At 65.7% G+C, this 21,212-nt stretch carries 34 protein-coding genes; all 34 read right to left on the bottom strand.

The features are described from left to right. Window positions 1-114 precede the first annotated feature (114 nt). Window positions 115-978, bottom strand: coding sequence for a tRNA pseudouridine(38-40) synthase TruA (truA, locus tag QF037_RS19610; protein WP_307027047.1), 864 nt, complete (start codon window positions 976-978; stop codon window positions 115-117). 80 nt (window positions 979-1,058) lie between these two features. Continuing rightward, the gene (gene rplQ / locus QF037_RS19615; RefSeq protein WP_307027049.1) at window positions 1,059-1,568 is read right to left on the bottom strand and encodes a 50S ribosomal protein L17; all 510 of its coding nucleotides are present in this window, start codon (window positions 1,566-1,568) and stop codon (window positions 1,059-1,061) included. A gap of 82 nt (window positions 1,569-1,650) precedes the next feature. Beyond that, a complete protein-coding gene (locus QF037_RS19620) occupies window positions 1,651-2,673 on the bottom strand; it encodes a DNA-directed RNA polymerase subunit alpha (RefSeq protein ID WP_003966937.1) in 1,023 nt (340 codons plus the stop codon). A 119-nt stretch (window positions 2,674-2,792) separates the two neighbouring features. Beyond that, window positions 2,793-3,197 carry a 30S ribosomal protein S11 gene (rpsK, locus tag QF037_RS19625; protein WP_307027051.1) on the bottom strand — a complete coding sequence of 135 codons (405 nt, stop codon included), beginning with the start codon at window positions 3,195-3,197 and terminating at the stop codon, window positions 2,793-2,795. A 70-nt stretch (window positions 3,198-3,267) separates the two neighbouring features. Next, window positions 3,268-3,648 (bottom strand): 30S ribosomal protein S13, encoded by a 381-nt coding sequence (rpsM, locus tag QF037_RS19630; protein WP_046263515.1) that lies wholly within the window; start codon window positions 3,646-3,648, stop codon window positions 3,268-3,270. A 192-nt stretch (window positions 3,649-3,840) separates the two neighbouring features. Continuing rightward, window positions 3,841-3,954, bottom strand: coding sequence for a 50S ribosomal protein L36 (gene rpmJ / locus QF037_RS19635; protein ID WP_003998809.1), 114 nt, complete (start codon window positions 3,952-3,954; stop codon window positions 3,841-3,843). Window positions 3,955-4,011: 57 nt separating this feature from the next. Beyond that, the gene (infA, locus tag QF037_RS19640; RefSeq protein WP_003948620.1) at window positions 4,012-4,233 is read right to left on the bottom strand and encodes a translation initiation factor IF-1; all 222 of its coding nucleotides are present in this window, start codon (window positions 4,231-4,233) and stop codon (window positions 4,012-4,014) included. A gap of 184 nt (window positions 4,234-4,417) precedes the next feature. After that, window positions 4,418-5,254, bottom strand: coding sequence for a type I methionyl aminopeptidase (gene map / locus QF037_RS19645; RefSeq protein WP_307027054.1), 837 nt, complete (start codon window positions 5,252-5,254; stop codon window positions 4,418-4,420). Window positions 5,255-5,352: 98 nt separating this feature from the next. Next, entirely contained in the window at window positions 5,353-6,015 is a 663-nt protein-coding gene (locus QF037_RS19650; RefSeq protein WP_046263517.1) for an adenylate kinase, read from the bottom strand. Next, window positions 6,015-7,289 carry a preprotein translocase subunit SecY gene (secY, locus tag QF037_RS19655; protein ID WP_307037263.1) on the bottom strand — a complete coding sequence of 425 codons (1,275 nt, stop codon included), beginning with the start codon at window positions 7,287-7,289 and terminating at the stop codon, window positions 6,015-6,017. Before secY ends, QF037_RS19650 begins: the two co-directional genes overlap by 1 nt. A 284-nt stretch (window positions 7,290-7,573) precedes the next feature. Continuing rightward, window positions 7,574-8,029, bottom strand: coding sequence for a 50S ribosomal protein L15 (gene rplO / locus QF037_RS19660; protein WP_020941680.1), 456 nt, complete (start codon window positions 8,027-8,029; stop codon window positions 7,574-7,576). A 2-nt stretch (window positions 8,030-8,031) separates the two neighbouring features. Beyond that, a complete protein-coding gene (gene rpmD / locus QF037_RS19665) occupies window positions 8,032-8,214 on the bottom strand; it encodes a 50S ribosomal protein L30 (RefSeq protein ID WP_005481207.1) in 183 nt (60 codons plus the stop codon). Beyond that, window positions 8,214-8,822, bottom strand: coding sequence for a 30S ribosomal protein S5 (rpsE, locus tag QF037_RS19670; protein ID WP_007384078.1), 609 nt, complete (start codon window positions 8,820-8,822; stop codon window positions 8,214-8,216). Before rpsE ends, rpmD begins: the two co-directional genes overlap by 1 nt. A gap of 41 nt (window positions 8,823-8,863) precedes the next feature. Further along, window positions 8,864-9,247, bottom strand: a complete 384-nt coding sequence (rplR, locus tag QF037_RS19675; protein ID WP_046263520.1) for a 50S ribosomal protein L18 — start codon at window positions 9,245-9,247, stop codon at window positions 8,864-8,866. A 3-nt stretch (window positions 9,248-9,250) separates the two neighbouring features. After that, window positions 9,251-9,790 (bottom strand): 50S ribosomal protein L6, encoded by a 540-nt coding sequence (gene rplF, locus QF037_RS19680; RefSeq protein WP_307027057.1) that lies wholly within the window; start codon window positions 9,788-9,790, stop codon window positions 9,251-9,253. Between the two features lie 21 nt (window positions 9,791-9,811). After that, on the bottom strand, window positions 9,812-10,210 hold the full coding sequence (gene rpsH / locus QF037_RS19685) for a 30S ribosomal protein S8 (RefSeq protein WP_013001411.1): 399 nt from the start codon (window positions 10,208-10,210) through the stop codon (window positions 9,812-9,814). Between the two features lie 212 nt (window positions 10,211-10,422). Beyond that, window positions 10,423-10,608: a type Z 30S ribosomal protein S14 gene (locus tag QF037_RS19690; RefSeq protein WP_003948630.1), complete on the bottom strand. Its 186-nt coding sequence runs from the start codon at window positions 10,606-10,608 to the stop codon at window positions 10,423-10,425. Between the two features lie 5 nt (window positions 10,609-10,613). Beyond that, window positions 10,614-11,171: a 50S ribosomal protein L5 gene (rplE, locus tag QF037_RS19695; protein ID WP_003974255.1), complete on the bottom strand. Its 558-nt coding sequence runs from the start codon at window positions 11,169-11,171 to the stop codon at window positions 10,614-10,616. Continuing rightward, complete coding sequence (gene rplX / locus QF037_RS19700) at window positions 11,171-11,494, bottom strand: 50S ribosomal protein L24 (RefSeq protein ID WP_046263522.1); 324 nt, start codon at window positions 11,492-11,494, stop codon at window positions 11,171-11,173. Before rplX ends, rplE begins: the two co-directional genes overlap by 1 nt. A 2-nt stretch (window positions 11,495-11,496) precedes the next feature. Further along, on the bottom strand, window positions 11,497-11,865 hold the full coding sequence (gene rplN / locus QF037_RS19705; RefSeq protein ID WP_003992364.1) for a 50S ribosomal protein L14: 369 nt from the start codon (window positions 11,863-11,865) through the stop codon (window positions 11,497-11,499). Between the two features lie 100 nt (window positions 11,866-11,965). Continuing rightward, window positions 11,966-12,253, bottom strand: coding sequence for a 30S ribosomal protein S17 (gene rpsQ / locus QF037_RS19710; protein ID WP_046263523.1), 288 nt, complete (start codon window positions 12,251-12,253; stop codon window positions 11,966-11,968). Further along, window positions 12,253-12,477: a 50S ribosomal protein L29 gene (gene rpmC / locus QF037_RS19715; protein WP_005481220.1), complete on the bottom strand. Its 225-nt coding sequence runs from the start codon at window positions 12,475-12,477 to the stop codon at window positions 12,253-12,255. The genes rpsQ and rpmC overlap by 1 nt, the downstream gene beginning before the upstream one ends. After that, window positions 12,477-12,896, bottom strand: coding sequence for a 50S ribosomal protein L16 (gene rplP / locus QF037_RS19720; protein ID WP_006140905.1), 420 nt, complete (start codon window positions 12,894-12,896; stop codon window positions 12,477-12,479). The genes rpmC and rplP overlap by 1 nt, the downstream gene beginning before the upstream one ends. 5 nt (window positions 12,897-12,901) lie before the next feature. Beyond that, window positions 12,902-13,738 (bottom strand): 30S ribosomal protein S3, encoded by an 837-nt coding sequence (gene rpsC, locus QF037_RS19725; RefSeq protein WP_171143557.1) that lies wholly within the window; start codon window positions 13,736-13,738, stop codon window positions 12,902-12,904. After that, window positions 13,738-14,085 (bottom strand): 50S ribosomal protein L22, encoded by a 348-nt coding sequence (gene rplV, locus QF037_RS19730; protein ID WP_030619142.1) that lies wholly within the window; start codon window positions 14,083-14,085, stop codon window positions 13,738-13,740. The genes rpsC and rplV overlap by 1 nt, the downstream gene beginning before the upstream one ends. 44 nt (window positions 14,086-14,129) lie before the next feature. Continuing rightward, entirely contained in the window at window positions 14,130-14,411 is a 282-nt protein-coding gene (rpsS, locus tag QF037_RS19735; protein ID WP_003992359.1) for a 30S ribosomal protein S19, read from the bottom strand. Window positions 14,412-14,423: 12 nt separating this feature from the next. Then, window positions 14,424-15,260, bottom strand: coding sequence for a 50S ribosomal protein L2 (rplB, locus tag QF037_RS19740; RefSeq protein ID WP_307027061.1), 837 nt, complete (start codon window positions 15,258-15,260; stop codon window positions 14,424-14,426). A gap of 38 nt (window positions 15,261-15,298) precedes the next feature. Further along, window positions 15,299-15,718: a 50S ribosomal protein L23 gene (gene rplW / locus QF037_RS19745; protein WP_266823222.1), complete on the bottom strand. Its 420-nt coding sequence runs from the start codon at window positions 15,716-15,718 to the stop codon at window positions 15,299-15,301. Continuing rightward, window positions 15,718-16,374, bottom strand: coding sequence for a 50S ribosomal protein L4 (gene rplD, locus QF037_RS19750; RefSeq protein ID WP_307027064.1), 657 nt, complete (start codon window positions 16,372-16,374; stop codon window positions 15,718-15,720). Before rplD ends, rplW begins: the two co-directional genes overlap by 1 nt. 7 nt (window positions 16,375-16,381) lie before the next feature. Next, on the bottom strand, window positions 16,382-17,026 hold the full coding sequence (gene rplC / locus QF037_RS19755; protein WP_020135811.1) for a 50S ribosomal protein L3: 645 nt from the start codon (window positions 17,024-17,026) through the stop codon (window positions 16,382-16,384). A 17-nt stretch (window positions 17,027-17,043) separates the two neighbouring features. Beyond that, on the bottom strand, window positions 17,044-17,352 hold the full coding sequence (rpsJ, locus tag QF037_RS19760; protein ID WP_003948644.1) for a 30S ribosomal protein S10: 309 nt from the start codon (window positions 17,350-17,352) through the stop codon (window positions 17,044-17,046). 673 nt (window positions 17,353-18,025) lie between these two features. Next, window positions 18,026-18,775 carry a hypothetical protein gene (locus QF037_RS19765; RefSeq protein ID WP_307027065.1) on the bottom strand — a complete coding sequence of 250 codons (750 nt, stop codon included), beginning with the start codon at window positions 18,773-18,775 and terminating at the stop codon, window positions 18,026-18,028. Window positions 18,776-19,179: 404 nt separating this feature from the next. Further along, window positions 19,180-19,743, bottom strand: a complete 564-nt coding sequence (locus QF037_RS19770; protein ID WP_307027067.1) for a hypothetical protein — start codon at window positions 19,741-19,743, stop codon at window positions 19,180-19,182. Further along, window positions 19,724-21,205 (bottom strand): alpha/beta hydrolase, encoded by a 1,482-nt coding sequence (locus QF037_RS19775; protein WP_307027068.1) that lies wholly within the window; start codon window positions 21,203-21,205, stop codon window positions 19,724-19,726. The genes QF037_RS19770 and QF037_RS19775 overlap by 20 nt, the downstream gene beginning before the upstream one ends. Between the last annotated feature and the right edge of the window lie 7 nt (window positions 21,206-21,212).

The raw sequence follows: 21,212 nt of genomic DNA on the forward strand, positions 1-21,212 counted from the left end.
ATGGCCGAGCTGCGAAAGATTAACTGACGTTATGTAGATGACGTAAGAGTCGGATGGAGGCTTACGCCGGGAAAGGTGAGACATGTCCGCTATCTGCGGCGAAATGAGCGGTAACTAACAGGTTTCGCAACGGGACGTCCCGGGCAGCGAGCGCCGATTCCGCGCCTCCTTGTTCCGCGCGGCCAGCAACTCGTCGGCCGGGTAGCCGACTTCTTCGAGCGTCAGCCCGTGCGGCCGTACGACATGCACTGCGGAGTCCCTGACCCCCGCGGCCAGCACCTTCCCCGGCCACTCCGGCCCCCGGTGCCCGTCCCCCACGAACAGCAGCGCCCCGATCAGCGAACGCACCATGTTGTGGCAGAAGGCATCGGCCCGGACCGTGGCGGTGATGATCCCGTCCTCGCCTCGCGCCAGGCTCAGCTCCTGGAGCGTACGAATGGTGGTCGCACCCTCCCGCTTCTTGCAGTAGGCGGCGAAGTCGTGCTCCCCGAGGAGCCGCCCGGCGGCCTCGTTCATCGCATCGACGTCGAGCGGCCAGTCGTGCCACAGGACATGACTCCGCAGCAGCGGATCCACGCCCCCGGGGTTGTCGGTGACGCGATAGGCGTACCGCCGCCAGACGGCGGAGAACCGGGCGTTGAAACCGCTGGGCGCCTCACGGAGCGCCCACACCCGTACATCCTTCGACAGCCGCCCGGCGAGCCGCTTGAGCAACTTGTCGTGATGCTCACCCCAGACCTCCCGAGGCAGATCGACATGCACGACCTGCCCCCGCGCATGCACCCCGGCATCGGTCCGCCCGGCCACGGTCAGCTCGTACGTCTCCCGGGACCGGGTCACCGTACGCAGCGCGTCCTCGACCTCCCCCTGCACGGTCCGCCGCCCCCCGGCCTGCTTGGCCCACCCGGAGAACTCGCTCCCGTCGTACGACAGATCCATCCGCACCCGCACGAACCCGGGCTCTACTTCGTCACTCACACAGAGATCCTCTCAGGAACACGAAAGCGGGCCCGCTCCTGGAAAGGAACGGGCCCGCTTTGTCAACGCGAGGCGGAGCCTCAGGCGTCCTTGGACTCCTCGGCGGCGTCCTCGGCCTCGTCGGCCTTGGTCGTGTCGACCTTGGTCTCCTCGGCAGCCGGAGCAGCCTCGGCGTCCTTGGCGGCACGCTTGGTGGCGGCCTCGGCCTCACCCGTCGCAGCCTGCGCGACCGTCAGCGCCTCGACCAGCTCGATGACAGCCATGGGCGCGTTGTCGCCACGGCGGTTACCGATCTTGGTGATACGGGTGTAGCCACCCGGACGGTTCTCGTACCGCGGGCCGATCTCGGTGAAGAGCGTGTGGACGACGCTCTTGTCCGTGATCACCTGGAGCACCTGGCGGCGGTTGTGAAGGTCGCCCTTCTTCGCCTTGGTGATCAGACGCTCGGCGTAGGGACGCAGCTTGCGCGCCTTCGCCTCGGTGGTGGTGATCCGGCCGTGCTCGAAGAGCGCCTTCGCGAGGTTCGCGACAAGCAGCTTCTCGTGCGCGGCACTGCCGCCCAGACGGGCACCCTTGGTGGGCTTCGGCATTTCTTTCTCCTTGGTCTGCCCCGGCCGTATCAGGTACCGGGGTCAGGAACCCGGTGAGCGGATGCTCACCGGCAATGACCGATCAGTACTGCTCGGTCTCCACAAAACCCGCGTCCGCGTCGTCGTCGGCACCGAAGGCGTCGGCGGCGGCGGTCGGGTCGAATCCGGGCGGGCTGTCCTTGAGGGCCAGGCCCATGCCGGCCAGCTTCGCCTTGACCTCGTCGATGGACTTCGCACCGAAGTTACGGATGTCCAGGAGGTCGGCCTCGGAGCGGGCGACGAGCTCACCCACGGAGTGGATGCCCTCACGCTTGAGGCAGTTGTACGACCGAACGGTGAGCTCCAGCTCCTCGATCGGCAGCGCCAGGTCAGCGGCCAGGGCGGCGTCCGTGGGGGACGGGCCCATGTCGATGCCCTCGGCGTCGATGTTCAGCTCACGGGCGAGACCGAACAGCTCGACCAGCGTCTTACCGGCAGAGGCCATGGCGTCACGCGGACGCATCGCCTGCTTGGTCTCGACATCGACGATCAGCTTGTCGAAGTCGGTCCGCTGCTCGACACGGGTCGCCTCGACCTTGTACGTCACCTTCAGAACCGGCGAGTAGATGGAGTCGACCGGAATACGGCCGATCTCCTGGCCCACCTGCTTGTTCTGCACGGCCGAGACATAACCACGGCCACGCTCGACCGTGAGCTCCATCTCCAGCTTGCCCTTGCCGTTCAGCGTGGCCAGGACCAGGTCGGGGTTGTGCACCTCGACACCGGCCGGAGGCGCGATGTCGGCGGCGGTGACCAGACCCGGACCCTGCTTGCGCAGGTACATCACGACCGGCTCGTCGTGCTCCGAGGAGACGACCAGCTGCTTGATGTTGAGGATCAGGTCGGTGACGTCCTCCTTGACGCCCGGCACGGTGGTGAACTCGTGCAGGACACCGTCGATGCGGATGCTGGTGACAGCAGCGCCGGGGATCGACGACAGGAGAGTACGGCGAAGAGAGTTGCCGAGGGTGTAGCCGAAGCCCGGCTCCAGCGGCTCGATCACGAACCGGGAGCGGAACTCGTCGACGACCTCTTCGGTCAACGAGGGACGCTGAGCGATCAGCATGGTGCGTTCCTTCTGTCAGGGGCGCCCGCTATTTGACGCCCTGATTTGTTACAAGGGTACGGGCGATACGACTCCGAAGAGTCATACCGCCCGAAAACCTCAGACCAAGCAGCCGTGCGTCAGACGCGGCGGCGCTTGGGCGGACGGCAGCCGTTGTGCGGGGTCGGCGTGACGTCCTGGATCGAGCCGACCTCGAGGCCGGTGGCCTGGAGGGAGCGGATCGCGGTCTCACGGCCGGAGCCGGGACCCTTGACGAACACGTCAACCTTGCGCATGCCGTGCTCCTGCGCGCGGCGGGCGGCCGACTCGGCGGCCATCTGCGCGGCGAAGGGGGTGGACTTGCGCGAGCCCTTGAAGCCGACGTGGCCGGCGGAGGCCCAGGAGATCACGTTGCCCGAGGGGTCCGTGATCGAGACGATCGTGTTGTTGAACGTGCTCTTGATGTGGGCGTGCCCATGAGCGACGTGCTTCTTTTCCTTGCGGCGCACCTTCTTGGCAGCGCCCTGACGACCCTTGGGGGGCATCTAGTAACTCCTACGGGGAGGTGGTCGGTCCTACAGCGAAGACCGCTGATGAAGCGTTGTCCGCTGAGGACTACTTCTTGCCCGGCTTCTTCTTGCCGGCGATGGCGCGACGCGGGCCCTTGCGGGTACGAGCGTTCGTGCTGGTGCGCTGACCGCGAACGGGCAGACCACGACGGTGACGGAGACCCTGGTAGCAACCGATCTCCACCTTGCGGCGGATGTCGGCCTGGACCTCGCGACGGAGGTCACCCTCGGTCTTGATGTTGTTGTCGACGTACTCACGAATCGCGACGAGCTGCTCCTCGGAGAGGTCGCGAACGCGGGTGTTCGGGTCGACGCCGGTCTCGGCCAGCGTCAGCTGGGAGAGAGTACGGCCAATACCGAACACGTAGGTCAGGGCGACCTCCACGCGCTTTTCGCGCGGGATGTCAACACCGGAAACGCGTGCCATTCAATGGCTCCTGGTGATCTTCGGAGGTCTTCCACAGAACCGGTTCCCAGCCGCCGTACCAGGTACGAACTGGGTCCCCGGCCTCCGAACCGGGGGTGTCAGACACCGGAGTGCCTGGGTTCTGCGTATGAACAAATTCAGCTCGCGTCGCGCGAATCTCTGCGATATCGATGCAGAGGGATAGGTCGTGCGTCAGCCCTGGCGCTGCTTGTGGCGCGGGTTCTCGCAGATGACCATGACCCGACCGTGACGGCGGATCACCCTGCACTTGTCGCAGATCTTCTTGACGCTCGGCTTGACCTTCATTAGTGAGGTTCTCCGGGTCAGTGCCACCACCCCGCCGAAACGGGATGCGGGCAAGATCTACTTGTAGCGGTAGACGATCCGGCCACGCGTCAGGTCGTACGGAGACAACTCCACCACGACCCGGTCGTCAGGGAGGATACGGATGTAGTGCATACGCATCTTGCCGCTGATGTGTGCCAGGACCTGGTGGCCGTTCTGGAGCTCGACCTTGAACATGGCGTTCGGAAGAGACTCGACGACAGTGCCCTCGATCTCGATGGCACCTTGCTTCTTGGCCACGCTTCGCCCTTCGAATCGACTACCTTGATCGACTCTGCGCGAGCGCATGCAGACATGCGGGTGCACGAGAGCCGACGAGTCAGTCTACGTCAGCACACCCGGAAAAACGAATCGAGGAAGAATGCCCGGGAGGGGAGATCTTTAAGCACGCGGGGACGACAGAACCGCCCTCCCCGCAAGGCGCTCAGGCCAGCGGATCCGGAGCGGCGACGACCCCGTACTCGGCCAGCTTCGCCTTACCCCCGTCGGGAGCCGTGAGCACCAGCGGACCCTCCACGGTCAACGCGACAGAGTGCTCCCAGTGCGAAGACCACGTACCGTCCGTCGTGATGACGGTCCAGTCGTCGGAGAGGACCTCGGTCCTGGGCGTCCCCAGCGACACCATCGGCTCGATCGCGAGGCAGAACCCGGGAACCAGCTTCGGCCCCTTCCCCCGCCGCCGGTCGACGTAGTTCAGCAGATGCGGGTCCATGTGCATCTCGGTACCGATGCCATGGCCGCCGTAGTCCTCGATGATCCCGTAGCGCCCGCCGCCGGCCTTCGGCTGCCGGCGGATGTACGTCTCGATGGCCTTCGACACGTCCACCAGCCGGTTGCCCTGCTTCATCGCGGCGATACCGGCCCACATGGACTCTTCCGTCACCCGGGACAGCTCGAGGAGCTCAGGAGCGTGACCGGACCCCACGAAGGCCGTGTAGGCCGCGTCTCCGTGCCAGCCGTCGACGATCGCGCCGCAGTCGATGGAGATGATGTCGCCGTCCGCCAGGACCACGTCCTCGGACGGGATGCCGTGGACCACGACCTCGTTCACGGAGGTGCAGATCGTCGCCGGGAAACCGCCGTACCCCAGGAAGTTCGACTTCGCCCCGTGCTCGGCGAGCACCTTGCGCGCGACCTCGTCCAGGTCCTTCGTGGACGCCCCTGGCACAGCGGCCTCCCGCGTGGCCGCGTGGATGGCGGCGACGACCAGTCCCGCCTCACGCATCTTGGCGATCTGCTCGGGGGTCTTGATCTGCACCATGGGGGGCCTGCGCTCTCCGTCACTCGCTGGTTCGGTTACCTACACAACAGTACGGCCGTGCAGTCCCTCGGGACTCCACGGCCGTACCAGGACGACGACTACTGGTCGTCGCCCTCACGCTTCAGTCCGGCCAGCGCACGAGTGGTGACCTCGTCCACCGGACCCATGGCCTCGATCGTCACGACCAGGCCCTGCGACTTGTAGTAGTCGATGATCGGCTCGGTCTGCGTGTGGTAGACCTCGAGCCGCGTGCGGACGGTGGCCTCGGAGTCGTCGTCCCGCTGGTACAGCTCGCCGCCGCAGACGTCGCAGACGCCTTCCTTGGCCGGCTTCTTGTACGTCACGTGGAAGACGTGCGAGGAGTCGTTACGGCAGATGCGCCGACCGGCGATCCGCTTGACGACCTCCTCCTCGGGGGCCTCCAGATCCAGCACCGCGTCCAGCTTGATGCCCTCGGTGGTGAGCAGCTCGTCCAACGCCTCGGCCTGTGAGACGTTCCGCGGGAAGCCGTCCAGCAGGAAGCCGTTCACGGCGTCCGGCTGTTCCATACGGTCCTTCGCCATCGCGATGGTGACCTCGTCGGGGACGAGATTGCCGGCGTCCATGTAGGACTTCGCGAGTTTGCCAAGGTCCGTCTGCTGGCTGATGTTGGCGCGGAACAGGTCGCCCGTGGAGATGTGCGGGACACGCAGTTTCTCGGCGAGGCGCGTGGCCTGCGTTCCCTTTCCGGCGCCAGGCGGCCCGACGAGGACGATTCGCATCAGCGGAGGAACCCTTCGTAATTGCGCTGCTGGAGCTGGCTCTCGATCTGCTTCACCGTCTCAAGACCCACACCCACGATGATCAGGATGCTGGTCCCGCCGAACGGGAAGTTCTGGTTTGCCCCGAAACCAACCAACGCCATCGTCGGGACGAGAGCAATCAGACCCAAGTACAGCGAACCCGGCCAGGTGATCCGGTTGAGTACGTAGGAGAGGTACTCAGCGGTCGGTCGGCCAGCCCGGATGCCCGGGATGAAGCCACCATACTTCTTCATGTTGTCGGCGACTTCCTCGGGGTTGAAGGAGATCGCGACGTAGAAGAAGGCGAAGAAAACGATCAGCAAGAAGTACATGGTGATGTAAATCGGGTGGTCGCCCTTGGTCAGATTCTGCGTGACCCAGGTCTTCCAGCCGGAGTCGCTGCTCGAGAACTGCGCGATGAGAGCCGGGATGTACAGCAGTGACGACGCGAAGATGACGGGGATCACACCCGCCTGGTTCACCTTCAGCGGGATGTAGGTGGACGTCCCGCCGTAGGCGCGGCGGCCGATCATCCGCTTCGCGTACTGAACCGGGATACGGCGCTGAGCCTGCTCGACGAAGACCACCAGACCGACCATGACCAGGCCGACCGCGACGACGGTGCCGAACTCGATCCAGCCGTCGGCCAGGGTGCCCTGCTTCTTGATGGCCCACAGCGCCGACGGGAAGGTGGCGGCGATCGAGATGAACATCAGGATCGACATGCCGTTGCCGATACCGCGGTCGGTGATGAGCTCACCGAGCCACATCACGACGGCCGTACCGGCGGTCATGGTGATGACCATGACGATCGTGGAGAAGATCGAGCGGTCCGGGACGATGGACGACGCGGTGGTGCAGCCGGAGAACAGCGCACCGCTGCGGGCGGTGGCGACGAGGCCCGTGCCCTGAAGGATGGCGAGCGCCACGGTCAGGTAGCGGGTGTACTGCGTGATCTTCGCGGTACCGGCCTGGCCCTCCTTCTTGAGGGCTTCCAGGCGCGGGATGACCACGGTCAGCAGCTGAAGGATGATGCTCGCCGTGATGTACGGCATGATCCCGAGCGCGAAGATGGTGATCTGCAGCAGCGCTCCGCCGCTGAACATGTTGACCAGACCGAAGAGGCCCTGGTTCGCGGACGCCTCGTCGACGCACTGCTGAACGGACTTGTAGTCGACGCCGGGGATCGGGACGTGGGTACCCACTCGGTACACCACGATGATGGCCAGCGTGAAGAGCAGCTTCTTGCGCAGGTCGGGCGTCTTGAACGCCCGGGCGAACGCCGGTGAGCACGGTGCCTCCTGCGACCCCCGCGCTACTGCGTCAAGGGTGACGGTCTTGAGGTTCGACGGATACAGACGAATACGTAACGGCCAACTGCCGCTCAAGGTGCCCCAGGTGCGGCACCCCGTGAAAGTTGGCAGTGCAGGCCACCTTACCGGCGAGACTGCCACCCTAGGAACGACCAACCGGGGATACCCCATTTGTGGGGTATCCCCGGTCGGGATCGCTCAAGTCATCGAGACGCCTGAGGTATTCAGACGAGCTCGGTGACGGTGCCGCCGGCCGCGGTGATCTTCTCCTTGGCGGAGCCGGAGACGGCGTCGACCGTCACCTGCAGCGCCACGGTGATCTCACCCTGACCGAGGACCTTGACGAGGCTGTTCTTGCGAACGGCCCCCTTGGCCACCAGACCCTCGACGGTGACCTCGCCACCCTCGGGGTAGAGGGCGGCCAGCTTGTCGAGGTTCACGACCTGGAACTCGACCTTGAACGGGTTCTTGAAGCCCTTGAGCTTCGGAAGACGCATGTGGAGGGGCATCTGCCCACCCTCGAAGCGCTCCGGAACCTGGTAACGGGCCTTCGTGCCCTTGGTACCACGACCAGCCGTCTTACCCTTCGACGCCTCACCACGACCCACACGGGTCTTGGCGGTCTTGGCGCCCGGGGCGGGACGGAGGTTGTGGATCTTGAGCGGGTTGTTCTCCGCCATGATCAGTCGACCTCCTCGACCGTCACGAGGTGGCGGACGGTGTGCACCATGCCGCGGAACTCGGGACGATCCTCCTTGACGACCTGCGTGTTGATGCCCTTGAGACCAAGGGAACGCAGGGTGTCACGGTGGTTCTGCTTGCTGCCGATGTACGACTTCGTCTGCGTGATCTTGAGCTGTGCCATTACGCAGCACCAGCCCCGGCACGCGCACGCAGCAGAGCCGCGGGAGCGACGTCCTCGAGGGGCAGACCACGGCGAGCCGCGATCTCCTCGGGACGCTGCAGGCCCTTGAGGGCCGCCACGGTCGCGTGCACGATGTTGATCGCGTTCGACGAGCCGAGCGACTTCGACAGGATGTCGTGAACGCCGGCGCACTCGAGCACGGCACGCACCGGGCCACCGGCGATAACGCCGGTACCGGGGGAAGCAGGCTTGAGCAGGACGACGCCCGCGGCCTTCTCGCCCGTGATCGGGTGCGGGATGGTGCCCTGGATACGGGGGACCTTGAAGAAGTGCTTCTTGGCCTCTTCAACACCCTTGGCGATCGCGGCCGGCACCTCCTTGGCCTTGCCGTAACCGACACCGACGGTGCCATCGCCATCGCCCACTACGACGAGCGCAGTGAAGCTGAAGCGACGACCACCCTTCACAACCTTGGCGACACGGTTGATCGCGACAACGCGCTCAACGTAAGCGGTCTTCTCGGCGGCAGCTGCGCCGCCGTCACGGCCCTTCCGGTCCCGCCGCTCGCCGCCACCGGCACCGCCACCGCGGCGCTGGGGTCCAGCCATTGGAATTACCTCTCTCTGTTTCCGCTAGCTACGGAAGCGGCTCAGAACTTGAGCCCGGCTTCGCGGGCGGCGTCCGCCAGGGCGGCAATGCGCCCGGCGTACTGGTTGCCACCACGGTCGAATACGACAGCCTCGACGCCCGCGGCCTTGGCGCGCTCGGCGACCAGGGCGCCGACCGACTTCGCCTGCGCGGACTTGTCGCCCTCGGCACCGCGGATCGAGGTGTCCAGGGTCGACGCCGACGCCAGGGTGTGACCCTTGATGTCGTCGATGACCTGGGCCACGATGTGGCGGTTCGAGCGCGTCACAACGAGACGCGGCCGCTCAGCCGTACCCGAGATGTGCTTGCGGATACGAATGTGACGGCGCTTGATCGCGGCGCGCTTGTAGGCGTCGCCCTTAAGGATCTTCTGTCCGTATGCCATGGCTTACTTACCCGCCTTTCCGACCTTGCGGCGGATGACTTCGCCCTCGTACTTGACGCCCTTGGCCTTGTACGGGTCGGGCTTGCGCAGCTTGCGGATGTTGGCCGCAACCTCGCCGACCTTCTGCTTGTCGATGCCCTCGACCGAGAAACGGGTCGGGTTCTCAACCTTGAAGGTGATGCCCTCGGGGGCTTCGACGGTGATCGGGTGGCTGTAGCCCAGAGCGAACTCGAGGTTCGATCCCTTGGCCGTAACGCGGTAACCGACACCGCTGATCTCGAGCTTCTTCACGTAACCCTGGGTCACGCCGGTGATCATGTTCGCCACCAGCGTGCGGGACAGGCCGTGCAGGGCCTTGCTCTGACGCTCGTCGTTGGGGCGGGTGACGTTCAGGACGCCGTCCTCACCCTTGGCGATCTCGATCGGCGAAACGACGGTGTGGCTCAGGGATCCCTTGGGGCCCTTCACCGAGACCGTCTGGCCGTCGATGGTGACGTCCACGCCGGCGGGAACCGTGATGGGGAGCTTGCCAATACGCGACATAGCTTCTTCCGTTCCCTTCCGCTACCAGACGTAGGCGAGAACTTCTCCGCCTACGCCCTTCTTGCCGGCCTGCTTGTCGGTGAGGAGCCCGTGGGACGTGGAGATGATCGCCACGCCGAGGCCACCCAGCACCTTGGGCAGGGAGGTGGACTTCGCGTAAACCCGGAGACCGGGCTTGGAGATCCGCTTGATGCCCGCGATGGAGCGCTCACGGTTCGGGCCGAACTTCAGCTCGAGGACGAGGTTCTTGCCGACCTCGGCGTCCTCGACCTTCCAGCCCGTGATGAAGCCCTCCTGCTGGAGGATCTCCGCGATGTGAGACTTGATCTTGGACGCCGGCATCGTCACAGAGTCGTGGTACGCCGAGTTCGCGTTCCGCAGACGCGTAAGCATGTCTGCGATCGGATCAGTCATGGTCATGAATTGGCCTTCGGCCTCTCTCGCCGGGGTTTCCAGGTGCCCATCCCTCTCCTCGATCCGAGACGAGGCGGGTGCGGTGCGGTGGACCTACGGCGTAGTAAGTCGTACGGGCTACCATCAGGCGCCCAACCCTCCTAGCCTAAGCCATGGAGAGCAGGGCGCCTGACACGCCCAGTGCTTACCGAGAGCCCTTGGAGTCCCTAAAAGGGGGACTACCAGGAGCTCTTGGTCACGCCCGGCAGCTCGCCACGGTGAGCCATCTCACGGAGGCACACGCGGCACAGGCCGAACTTGCGGTACACGGAGTGCGGACGGCCGCAGCGCTGGCAGCGCGTGTAGCCACGTACTCCGAACTTGGGCTTACGAGCAGCCTTGGCAATCAGAGCCTTCTTCGCCATCTCGCTCACGCCTCCTTGAAGGGGAAGCCGAGGTGACGAAGGAGCGCGCGGCCCTCAGCGTCGTTGGTCGCCGTGGTCACCACGGTGATGTCCATACCCCGGGTGCGGTCGATCTTGTCCTGGTCGATCTCGTGGAACATGACCTGCTCCGTGAGACCGAAGGTGTAATTGCCACGGCCGTCGAACTGCTTGGGGGACAGACCACGGAAGTCGCGGATGCGCGGCAGCGCGAGCGACAGGGTGCGGTCCAGGAACTCCCACATGCGGTCGCCACGGAGCGTGACGTGGGCACCGATCGGCTGACCCTCGCGCAGCTTGAACTGCGCGATGGACTTGCGGGCCTTGGTGACGGCCGGCTTCTGACCGGTGATCGTGGTGAGGTCGCGGATGGCGCCCTCGATCAGCTTGGAGTCGCGGGCGGCGTCGCCCACACCCATGTTGACCACGATCTTGACGAGGCCGGGGATCTGCATGACGTTCTCGTAGGAGAACTCCTCACGCAGCTTGCCCGCGATCTCCTCGCGGTACTTCGTCTTGAGACGCGGAGTCGTGGTGGTAGCCATCAGATGTCCTCACCAGTCCGCTTGGCAACGCGAACCTTGTTGCCCTCGTCGTCGAAGCGGTAACCGACACGCGTGACGACCTTGTTGCCGTCCTTCTCAACGACCAGCTGGACGTTGGAGACGTGGATCGGCGCCTCGGTCGTGACGATGCCACCGGCCTGCGAACCCTTGGCGGTCGGGCCGGCCTTGGTGTGCTTCTTGACCCGGTTGACACCCTCGACCAGGACACGCTCGTCGCTCGGGTAAGCGGCAATGACCTTGCCCTGCTTGCCCTTGTCCTTACCGGTGATGACCTGAACCAGGTCGCCCTTCTTGATCTTCATGCTTACAGCACCTCCGGCGCGAGCGAGATGATCTTCATGAACTTCTTCTCGCGCAGCTCCCGGCCGACCGGGCCGAAGATACGGGTGCCACGAGGGTCGCCGTCGTTCTTGAGAATGACAGCGGCGTTCTCGTCGAAGCGGATGTACGAGCCGTCGGGACGGCGGCGCTCCTTGACGGTGCGAACGATGACCGCCTTGATGACGTCACCCTTCTTCACGTTGCCGCCGGGGATCGCGTCCTTGACGGTGGCGACGATGACGTCACCGATGCCCGCGTAGCGGCGACCGGAGCCACCGAGCACACGGATGCAAAGGATTTCCTTCGCACCAGTGTTGTCGGCGACACGCAGTCGCGACTCCTGCTGGATCACGTCTATCTCCTGTTTGTCTGCCGGTTCCCGGCAGGGGTTCCGTGACGGAACCCCTGCCGAGCCTGGCGGAACTGACCTGCGGGATTACCCCCGCAGGAAATTACTTGGCCTTCTCGAGGATCTCGACGATGCGCCAGCGCTTGGTCGCCGACAGCGGGCGGGTCTCCGCGAGGAGGACCCGGTCGCCGACGCCGGCAGCGTTCTGCTCGTCGTGCGCCTTGAGCTTGTTGGTACGGCGGATGACCTTGCCGTACAGCGCGTGCTTGACGCGGTCCTCGACGGCGACGACGACGGTCTTGTCCATCTTGTCGCTGACGACGAGACCCTCACGGGTCTTGCGGAAGCCGCGGGCCTCTGCAGTCTGCTCAGTCACGTTGCTCTCACTCATCAGGCGCTCTCCACCGTCTCGATGCCCAGCTCGCGCTCACGCATCAGGGTGTAGATCCGCGCGATGTCCTTACGGACGGCCTTGAGCCGACCGTGGTTCTCGAGCTGACCCGTCGCCGCCTGGAAGCGGAGGTTGAACAGCTCTTCCTTGGCTTCGCGGAGCTTGTTGAGAAGCTCCTCGTCACCCAGTTCGCGCAGCTCGGACGCCTTGGTACCGGCCGACATCACGCTTCACCTGCCTCGCGCTTGACGATCCGGCACTTCATCGGCAGCTTGTGGGCTGCGCGAGTCAGGGCCTCACGGGCGATCTTCTCGTTGGGGTAGGACAGTTCGAACATGACCCGGCCCGGGTGCACGTTCGCGATCCACCACTCGGGAGAACCCTTACCGGAACCCATGCGGGTCTCGGCAGGCTTCTTCGTGAGCGGGCGGTCCGGGTAGATGTTGATCCAGACCTTGCCACCACGCTTGATGTGGCGGGTCATCGCGATACGGGCCGCCTCGATCTGGCGGTTGGTCACGTACGCCGGCGTGAGGGCCTGAATGCCGTACTCGCCGAACGAGACCGTCGTACCGCCCTTGGCCTGACCACGGCGCTTCGGGTGGTGCTGCTTGCGGTGCTTGACCCTACGGGGGATCAGCATGTCGGTCAGGCCTCCGTTCCGGTGCTCTCAGCCGGAGCGGCAGCCGCCGGAGCCTCGGCCTTGGGGGCCTCGGCAGCGGGAGCCTGCTGCGGCTTACGACCGCGACCGCCGCGCTCGCCACCACGGCCACCACGGGCCGGGCGGTCGGCGCCGCCGCCGCCACGGGCCGGGCGGTTGCCGGCGCGGGCTGCGGCGTTCTCGGCGCGGACCTCAGCGATGTTCTTGACATCGCCCTTGTAGATCCAGACCTTCACACCGATGCGGCCGAAGGTCGTCTTGGCCTCGAAGAAGCCATAGTCCACGTTCGCGCGGAGCGTGTGCAGGGGCACACGGCCCTCGCGGTAGAACTCCGAGCGGGACATCTCGGCGCCACCGAGGCGGCCGCCGCACTGGATCTTGATGCCCTTGGCGCCGGCCTTCATGGCGGACTGCATGCTCTTACGCATGGCCCGACGGAAGGAGACGCGGGAGGAGAGCTGCTCGGCAACGGCCTGAGCAACCAGCTGAGCATCCGTCTCAGGGTTCTTGACCTCGAGGATGTTCAGCTGGACCTGCTTGCCCGTGAGCTTCTCGAGGTCACCGCGGATGCGGTCGGCCTCGGCGCCACGGCGGCCGATGACGATGCCCGGACGCGCGGTGTGGATGTCCACACGCACACGGTCACGGGTGCGCTCGATCTCCACCTTCGAGATGCCGGCGCGCTCCATGCCGGACGTCATCATCCGACGGATGGCGACGTCTTCCTTGACGTAGTCCTTGTACAGCTTGTCGGCGTACCACCGGGACTTGAAGTCCGTGGTGACACCGAGCCGGAACCCGTGCGGGTTTACCTTCTGGCCCATTACCGGGTTCCTTCCTTGCTGCTGACGACCACGGTGATGTGGCTGGTCCGCTTGCGGATCCGGTAGGCGCGGCCCTGGGCACGCGGACGGAACCGCTTCAGGGTCGGGCCCTCGTCGACGTACGCCTCGGAGATGACGAGGCTGTCGGCGTCGGTGTGGTCGTAGTTGTGCGCGGCGTTGGCGATGGCGCTGTCGAGCACCTTGCCGACCGGCACTGAGGCTGCCTGCGGAGCGAATCGCAGAACAGCCTGAGCCTCCGTGGCATCCATGCCACGAATAAGGTCCACCACGCGGCGGGCCTTCATGGGCGTAACGCGGATGTACCGCGCCTGGGCCCTGGCTTCCATGGTTGTCCCTCTCAGTTACTTACGTGTCTGAATGCGATCCGCTACTAGCGGCGCTTCGACTTCCGGTCGTCCTTGACGTGACCCCGGAAGGTACGAGTCGGCGAGAACTCGCCGAGCTTGTGACCGACCATCGACTCGGTGACGAACACCGGGATGTGGGTCTTGCCGTTGTGCACCGCGAGCGTGTGGCCGAGCATGGCCGGCACGATCATGGAGCGACGGGACCAGGTCTTGATGACGTTCTTGGTGCCAGCTTCGTTCTGGGCGTCCACCTTCTTGATCAGGTGGTCGTCGACGAAGGGCCCCTTCTTGAGACTCCGCGGCATCTAAACCCGCTCCTAGCGCTTCTTGTTCGTCTTGCGGCGGCGGACGATGTACTTGTTCGAAGCCTTCTTCGGCGAACGAGTACGACCCTCCTTCTGACCCCACGGGGAGACCGGGTGGCGACCACCGGAGGTCTTGCCCTCACCACCACCGTGCGGGTGGTCAACCGGGTTCATCGCCACACCGCGAACGGTCGGACGAACGCCCAGCCAGCGCTTGCGGCCGGCCTTGCCCCAGTTGATGTTGCTCTGCTCGGCGTTGCCGACCTCGCCGACGGTGGCGCGGCAGCGCACGTCGACCAGGCGGATCTCACCGGAAGGCATGCGGAGGTGGGCCATCTGGCCCTCCTTCGCGAGCAGCTGCACCGAGGCACCGGCGGAGCGGGCGAACTTGGCGCCGCCACCGGGACGGAGCTCGATCGCGTGGATCGTGGTACCGACCGGGATGTTGCGGAGCGCCAGGTTGTTGCCCGGCTTGATGTCGGCCCCGGGACCGTTCTCGACGCGGTCACCCTGCTGCAGGTTGCGCGGGGCGAGGATGTAGCGCTTCTCGCCGTCCACGTAGTGCAGCAGCGCGATGCGCGCGGTGCGGTTGGGGTCGTACTCGATGTGCGCGACCTTCGCCGGCACGCCGTCCTTGTCGTGACGACGGAAGTCGATCACTCGGTAGGCGCGCTTGTGTCCGCCACCCTGGTGGCGAACGGTCACACGACCGGCGTTGTTACGGCCGCCCTTGCTGTGCAGCGGGCGGACCAGCGACTTCTCCGGCGTGGACCGCGTGACCTCGACGAAGTCGGCGACGCTGGAGCCACGACGGCCCGGCGTAGTCGGCTTGTACTTGCGGATTCCCATTTCTCAGTCCTCGTCCGATATCGGACGATCCGACCCGCTTACGCGGTCGGACCGCCGAAGATGTCGATACGGTCGCCCTCAGCAAGGGTCACGATCGCGCGCTTGGTGCCGGCACGCTGGCCGAAACCGGTGCGGGTCCGCTTGCGCTTGCCCTGGCGGTTGATCGTGTTGACCCCGGTGACCTTGACCGAGAAGACCGCCTGGACGGCCTGCTTGATCTGGGTCTTGTTGGCGTTGGGGTCGACGATGAACGTGTACTTGTTCTCGTCGAGGAGCGCGTAGCTCTTCTCCGACACGACCGGCTTCAGCAGCACGTCACGGGGGTCCGTGTACGCCTTGCTGGGCGCGGTGACGACGGTGTTCTTGCCCTCGGCCTCGTGGCGACGCGCCTTGGCGACGCGCGCGGCCTTGGCGGCCTTCGCAGCCTTGGAGGCAATGCTCGGGTGACGCGTAGCCATCAGGCCTCGCTCCCTTCGGTGTCGTTGGCCTGCGGGCCGGCGACGAAGGACTCGAAAGCGGCCTGGGTGAAGACCACGTCGTCCGAGACGATCACGTCGTACGTGTTCAGCTGGCCCGGCTCCAGGATGTGGACCTGGGGCAGGTTGCGGGCGGACAGCCACGCGGCCTCGTCGGCGCGGTCGACGACCAGGAGCAGGTTCTTGCGCTCCGAGATCTTGCCGAACAGCGTGCGAGCGGCCTTCGTGGACGGGGAGTCGCCCTCGATCACGCCGGTGACGACGTGGATGCGGTTGTTGCGGGCCCGGTCGGTGAGGGCGTGGCGCAGGGCCGCGGCCTTCATCTTCTTCGGGGTCCGCTGCGAGTAGTCACGCGGCTGCGGGCCGTGGACGACGCCACCGCCGGCGAACTGCGGGGCGCGGGTCGAGCCCTGACGGGCGCGGCCGGTGCCCTTCTGGCGGTACGGCTTCTTGCCGCCACCACGGACTTCACCGCGACGCTTGGTCTTGTGCGTGCCCTGGCGGGCAGCCGCGTTCTGCGCAACGACGACCTGGTGGATCAGCGGGATGCTGATCTTCTCCACGCCGAAGATCTCCGCGGGGAGTTCGACGCTTCCGGTCTTCTCGCCGGCAGGCGAAAGGATGTCAACAGTGCTCATCGGTACCTCAGGCCCCCTTGGCCGCGGTGCGGACCAGGACGAGGCCGCCGTTCGGACCGGGGACAGCGCCCTTGATGAGCAGCAGACCCTTCTCCGCGTCAACGGCGTGGACGGTCAGGTTCTGGGTGGTGACCCGCTCGTTGCCCATGCGACCCGCCATGCGGAGGCCCTTGAACACGCGGCCCGGGGTGGCGCAGCCACCGATGGAACCGGGCGAGCGGTGCTTGCGCTGGGTGCCGTGTCCGGCGCCGAGGCCCTTGAAGTTGTGACGCTTCATGACACCGGCGAAGCCCTTGCCCTTGCTCTTGCCGGTCACGTCGACCTTGATGCCGGCCTCGAACACCTCAGCGGTGATCTCCTGGCCGAGGGTGTACTCGCTGGCGTCAGCGGTACGGATCTCGACGAGGTGGCGGCGGGGAGTGACGTCGGCCTTGGCGAAGTGGCCCTTGAGGGGCTTGTTCACCTTGCGCGGGTCGATCTCGCCGAACGCGATCTGGACGGACTCGTAGCCGTCGACGTCGTTCGTGCGGACCTGGGTGACGACATTGGGGCCGGCCTTGACGACGGTGACGGGAACAACGCGGTTGTTCTCGTCCCACACCTGCGTCATGCCGAGCTTCTCGCCCAGGATGCCCTTGATCTGCTTAGCCATTCTCAGATCACCGATCCCTAGAGCTTGATCTCGATGTCGACACCGGCCGGGAGGTCGAGTCGCATCAAAGAGTCAACGGTCTTGGGCGTCGGGTCGAGAATGTCGATCAGGCGCTTGTGCGTGCGCATCTCGAAGTGCTCGCGCGAGTCCTTGTACTTGTGCGGCGACTTGATGACGCAGTACACGTTCTTCTCAGTGGGCAGCGGCACCGGGCCCGCGACCGACGCACCAGTACGCGTCACCGTCTCGACGATCTTCTTCGCCGAGCTGTCGATGACCTCGTGGTCGTAGGCCTTGAGCCGGATGCGGATCTTCTGTCCCGCCATGGCTACTCAGTAGTCCTTTGTCTCGTTTAACGCTCTGGAACCCGATGTTCCTGTCTTCCGCTCTCCGACCCACGCGGTCGGGTGTGTCGCGCTCTTACTGACACAGAGGCCCCTTGTTCGAGCACTCCTTGTCTGGGAGCACGGCCCTTCCGGAACCGCAAGCCGAGGACGAAAGGTCCACCGGGTGCCTGGCCTGTGCCGTACCTTGCTTCCCGAAAGATTCCCGTACGTCCGCCCCAGCGCTGCCATAAGGCAGTTAGGGCGACGAGTACTGTGGGACTCGCTTCCGGTCCTCCCGGCGGGAGGCGCGCAGCATCAACACTCGACCGAGCAACTCGGACAGTCTGCCATATGGGGCAGGGAGTCCGCCAATCGAGCCGGAGACAATACCCCGGGAGTGACGCAGGTCAAACAAGGGACCAGCGAACGGCTGGGACCTTGGGGCGGAGCACACCCTTCCGTGACGTACCTCACCATCCCGCGAACGGCTCCTCCGTCCCACATGGTCAGCGCGGCGAGGTGCTCGGCGCCATCGAGGCTCAGACAGGCGCTCGGCCTGGCGTGGCCCTGGGTGGGTCCGCGCCACTCAACGGCGTACGGCGTCCCGTCCAGCTCGCCGCGCAGCCGAACGTGCCACGGGTGCAGTTCTTCCAGCTCCACTCGCCCGCGCCCCTCAGTCCCGCAACCGGGCCAGGGCGAAGTCGATGAGCTCTTCGATCCCGATCTCCCGCGGTGTGCCGTCCTGGGTGTCCCACTCCTCGACGAGCCACCCCCCGTCCCACATGACGCGCCACACATGGCCGTGCCGGTTCTCGAACTCGACGATGCTCCCCGGCCCGCCCTCCATCCAGCGGAGCTCCTCCACCAGTCGCCGCGGCTCGGTGAAGCCGCGCCCGCGGTTGGTGCTGCGGCCGCGGGTACGGGTGTTGATGTACCGCATCTTCAGGAAGGGCAACGGCTCGCGGGCGAGGTGGTTCGGGCGGAGCATGCGGTAGCGGGTGACGGCCTCGTCGAGGGTCTCGGTGCCGGAGAACTCGCAGGCGTACGCCGGGAAGGCCAGCCGGACGTGCTCGGTCAGCTCGGGTCTGTCGACGCGGTAGAAGCGGTGGACCTCGGGCGCGATGCCGACGACCGTGTCGAAGGGGTGACGCCCGGTGGGCGGGGCGAAGCCGCCGCGTGTGCCCAGGTAAGGGTTGCTGGCGAAGATCTCCTCCTCGTGCTCGCGGGCGAAGGAGAGGGTAGCCACGGCGAGGTCCTGGTCGTAGGAGTCCCGTCCACTCAGCTGCAGCAGCCGCTTCCCGTCGGCGGAGAGTGCCCCGGCGAAGTCGATACGGGGCATCGGCGACCAGGACCAGGCATCGGGCAGACCGGGAAGCGGGGCCGCGCCGCGGAATCCGGTGACCACGTCTCGTACGTCAGGCATCCGCATCAGACTCCGCTACCCCACTGCTCGCCCGCCCGATCGTCACGTCAGAAGCCCCCGGGAGCCGCATGCGGCGTGATCGTGCGGTCCTCGGACCAGATCGGGAGTGCCTCGGGGCGAAAGACCGTGATCTTCATCTGTCCCGTTTCCCTTCTTCGGCTTGGACGACCTGTGAGGATCCACGCAGTCGGCGACCTTCTCCACGAGGTAGAGGCGGTAGTCCGGCTCCCCCTCCGGGGCGGTGTCTCCGGGGAAGACGGGGAGGTATCTCCCAGCCTCCGACAGGTCGCCGGCCAGCAGATCGGCGACGCGTCGGCTGAAGATCGGGGGTCATGCTTGGCAGCAGCCGGAGCGTCGTCGTAGCCGCCCCGTGCGGGCCGGGGTGCGCCGGCTCATCCCTGCTCTCAGTCGTTCACCGATCGGAAGCACCTCGAATACAGGTTCACCTCTATGAGTGGCTCGTTGCCGTCCAGTCCCTTGAGCCAGGTAATTTCAGCCTGACTGAGCGTCTTTTCATGGACAGCCAGGATTCGCATGTTCTTGTTCCTGCTGCCATCGTCGCCGACCTTCTCGATCTTCCAGCCCTGGTTGGGGAGTTCCTGGCGCAGATTGGCCATGCCCTTCTCCATGACGTCGTTCCCCACCCCGTATGCCGACCAGGGGTGACGGATCCTGTGCAACTTCCCCGAGTCGCCGTCATCGGAGTCACAGGGCTGCACATTCGGGCCCGGTTCCGTGACTTTACTCTTGATGCTCATGACATCGAAGATCCGGCTGGACAGCTCCGAGATTTCGGTCTTGACCGTCTCGGTGGACCGGGACTTCGGCTCGTAGCCCAACGAGTTCTCACTCCCCTGAGTAGATGAACAGCCTGTTGCCAGCACGAGAGCCGACACGGCGAGCAGCGATCCCACGCCGCTGGAAAATCTCTGGCGGGGCTGGGGACTCTCAGTCCTCCAGAACGACATCTCCGTACCTTCCTGTGATCACCCGGGCCTGGTTCTCGAGACTGAGCGACGCCTCGTGGCCGTCCGTATCCCAGAATCCGCTGTGCCCGTCCGAGTCGCTCTTCATCACGTTCCCGCCGAACGAATCGTCGGTGGGAATGGTCAGGTTGTCTCCGAGTCCCATAAGGCGACCGCCCTGGCGGACGACCTGGTCGTCCCCGGGACCGCCCATCGCCCAGACATGATCCGCGCCGACACCCAGGTCGGCCGCGTGATCCGCCTGGACGCCGGGGCTGCCCGCGAACATGTAGTCGTCGACGGCCTCGGAGTCGTTCCAACTTCCGGACTGCGCGGAGACGCCGACCACCGTGCTTCCGTAGCTATGCCCGAGGACCGTGGTGTGGGCGGTGTTTCCGGAGAGCTCCTCATGGGCTGCCCTGTTTCCCTGGAGGAAGTCGTACAGACGCGGACCGCCCTCCTCCGCGAACTTCCCGCTACTCGCTTCCGGGACGATGCTGTCCGGGGCGTTGTAGTCGAGCCAGGTGATCGTGGACACGTTCTGGCCCGGCGCGAGCTTGGAACTCTCCGCCCACAGCGTCTCCCCGCGACCGATGTCCCCGTGATCCTCACCCTCCCCGATCTTGTCGAGGCCGGAGAAGGTACCGGGCACGTACACGGCGACGTGGTCTGCCTGATCCGGATTTCCGTTGGCGATGACGACCTTGCCGTCGCCCAGCCCCACGGGGTCGAAGCCGAGCAGGTATGCCTCGGGCAGGCCCCCTTCACCGGTTCGGTCGAAGCGGTCCTGTATGTACTTCATGCCCGTGAGGGTGGTGTTCAACTGTGCGTAGCGATCCCCGTACTGCCTGTCCCAGTCCATCCATTCATCGGTATGCACCTTGGATGCAAAGCCGCCGGAACTGATCCAGGTCCACTCGTTGGCGGGAGGCTTCGGGATCGAGTCCAACTCCGTCTGCGTCCTGCCCCGAGTCTCATCGAAGACGATGCGGTTCGCCTCGTCCCGGACCGTGGCGGGCAGCCCGTTCAGCGCGCCCACGGCGTCCGGCCGCATGGAGACCCACGCGGCCTGTTCCTCGGAGCTGAGCCCCGCCCACCACGCCGCGTTGCCTTCCGGGCTGCCGTCCTTGGGCGGCTGTGGCAGTGAGTCGAGGTACTTCTTGCCGGCCTCGGTCACGCCCTTCGTGTCCGAGGCCGCGTCGGCCCAGTCCTTGTCGGAGACGGTGAGATCGTCGTCCGCCTTCAGGGCCCGCAGTTTGGGAGCCCACTTCTCGTCGGTCTCCGTCGCCTCCTTGAGGGCGGCGGCGATCTGGTCGGCGTAGTCCTGGGCGAGGCGGTGGTTGGGGTTCGGATCGAAGTTCGCGGCCTGTCGGCCGATCGCGGTGGCCGTGGAGTCCGTCAGAGGACCCACCGTGCCGCCCTCGGGGGTCTTGCCGTTCTCGCCCTGCTCCCCACCGCCGAGCAACTCCTCG

Origin of the sequence: Streptomyces canus (genome assembly GCF_030815415.1) — a bacterium.
Taxonomy (GTDB): domain Bacteria; phylum Actinomycetota; class Actinomycetes; order Streptomycetales; family Streptomycetaceae; genus Streptomyces; species Streptomyces canus_F.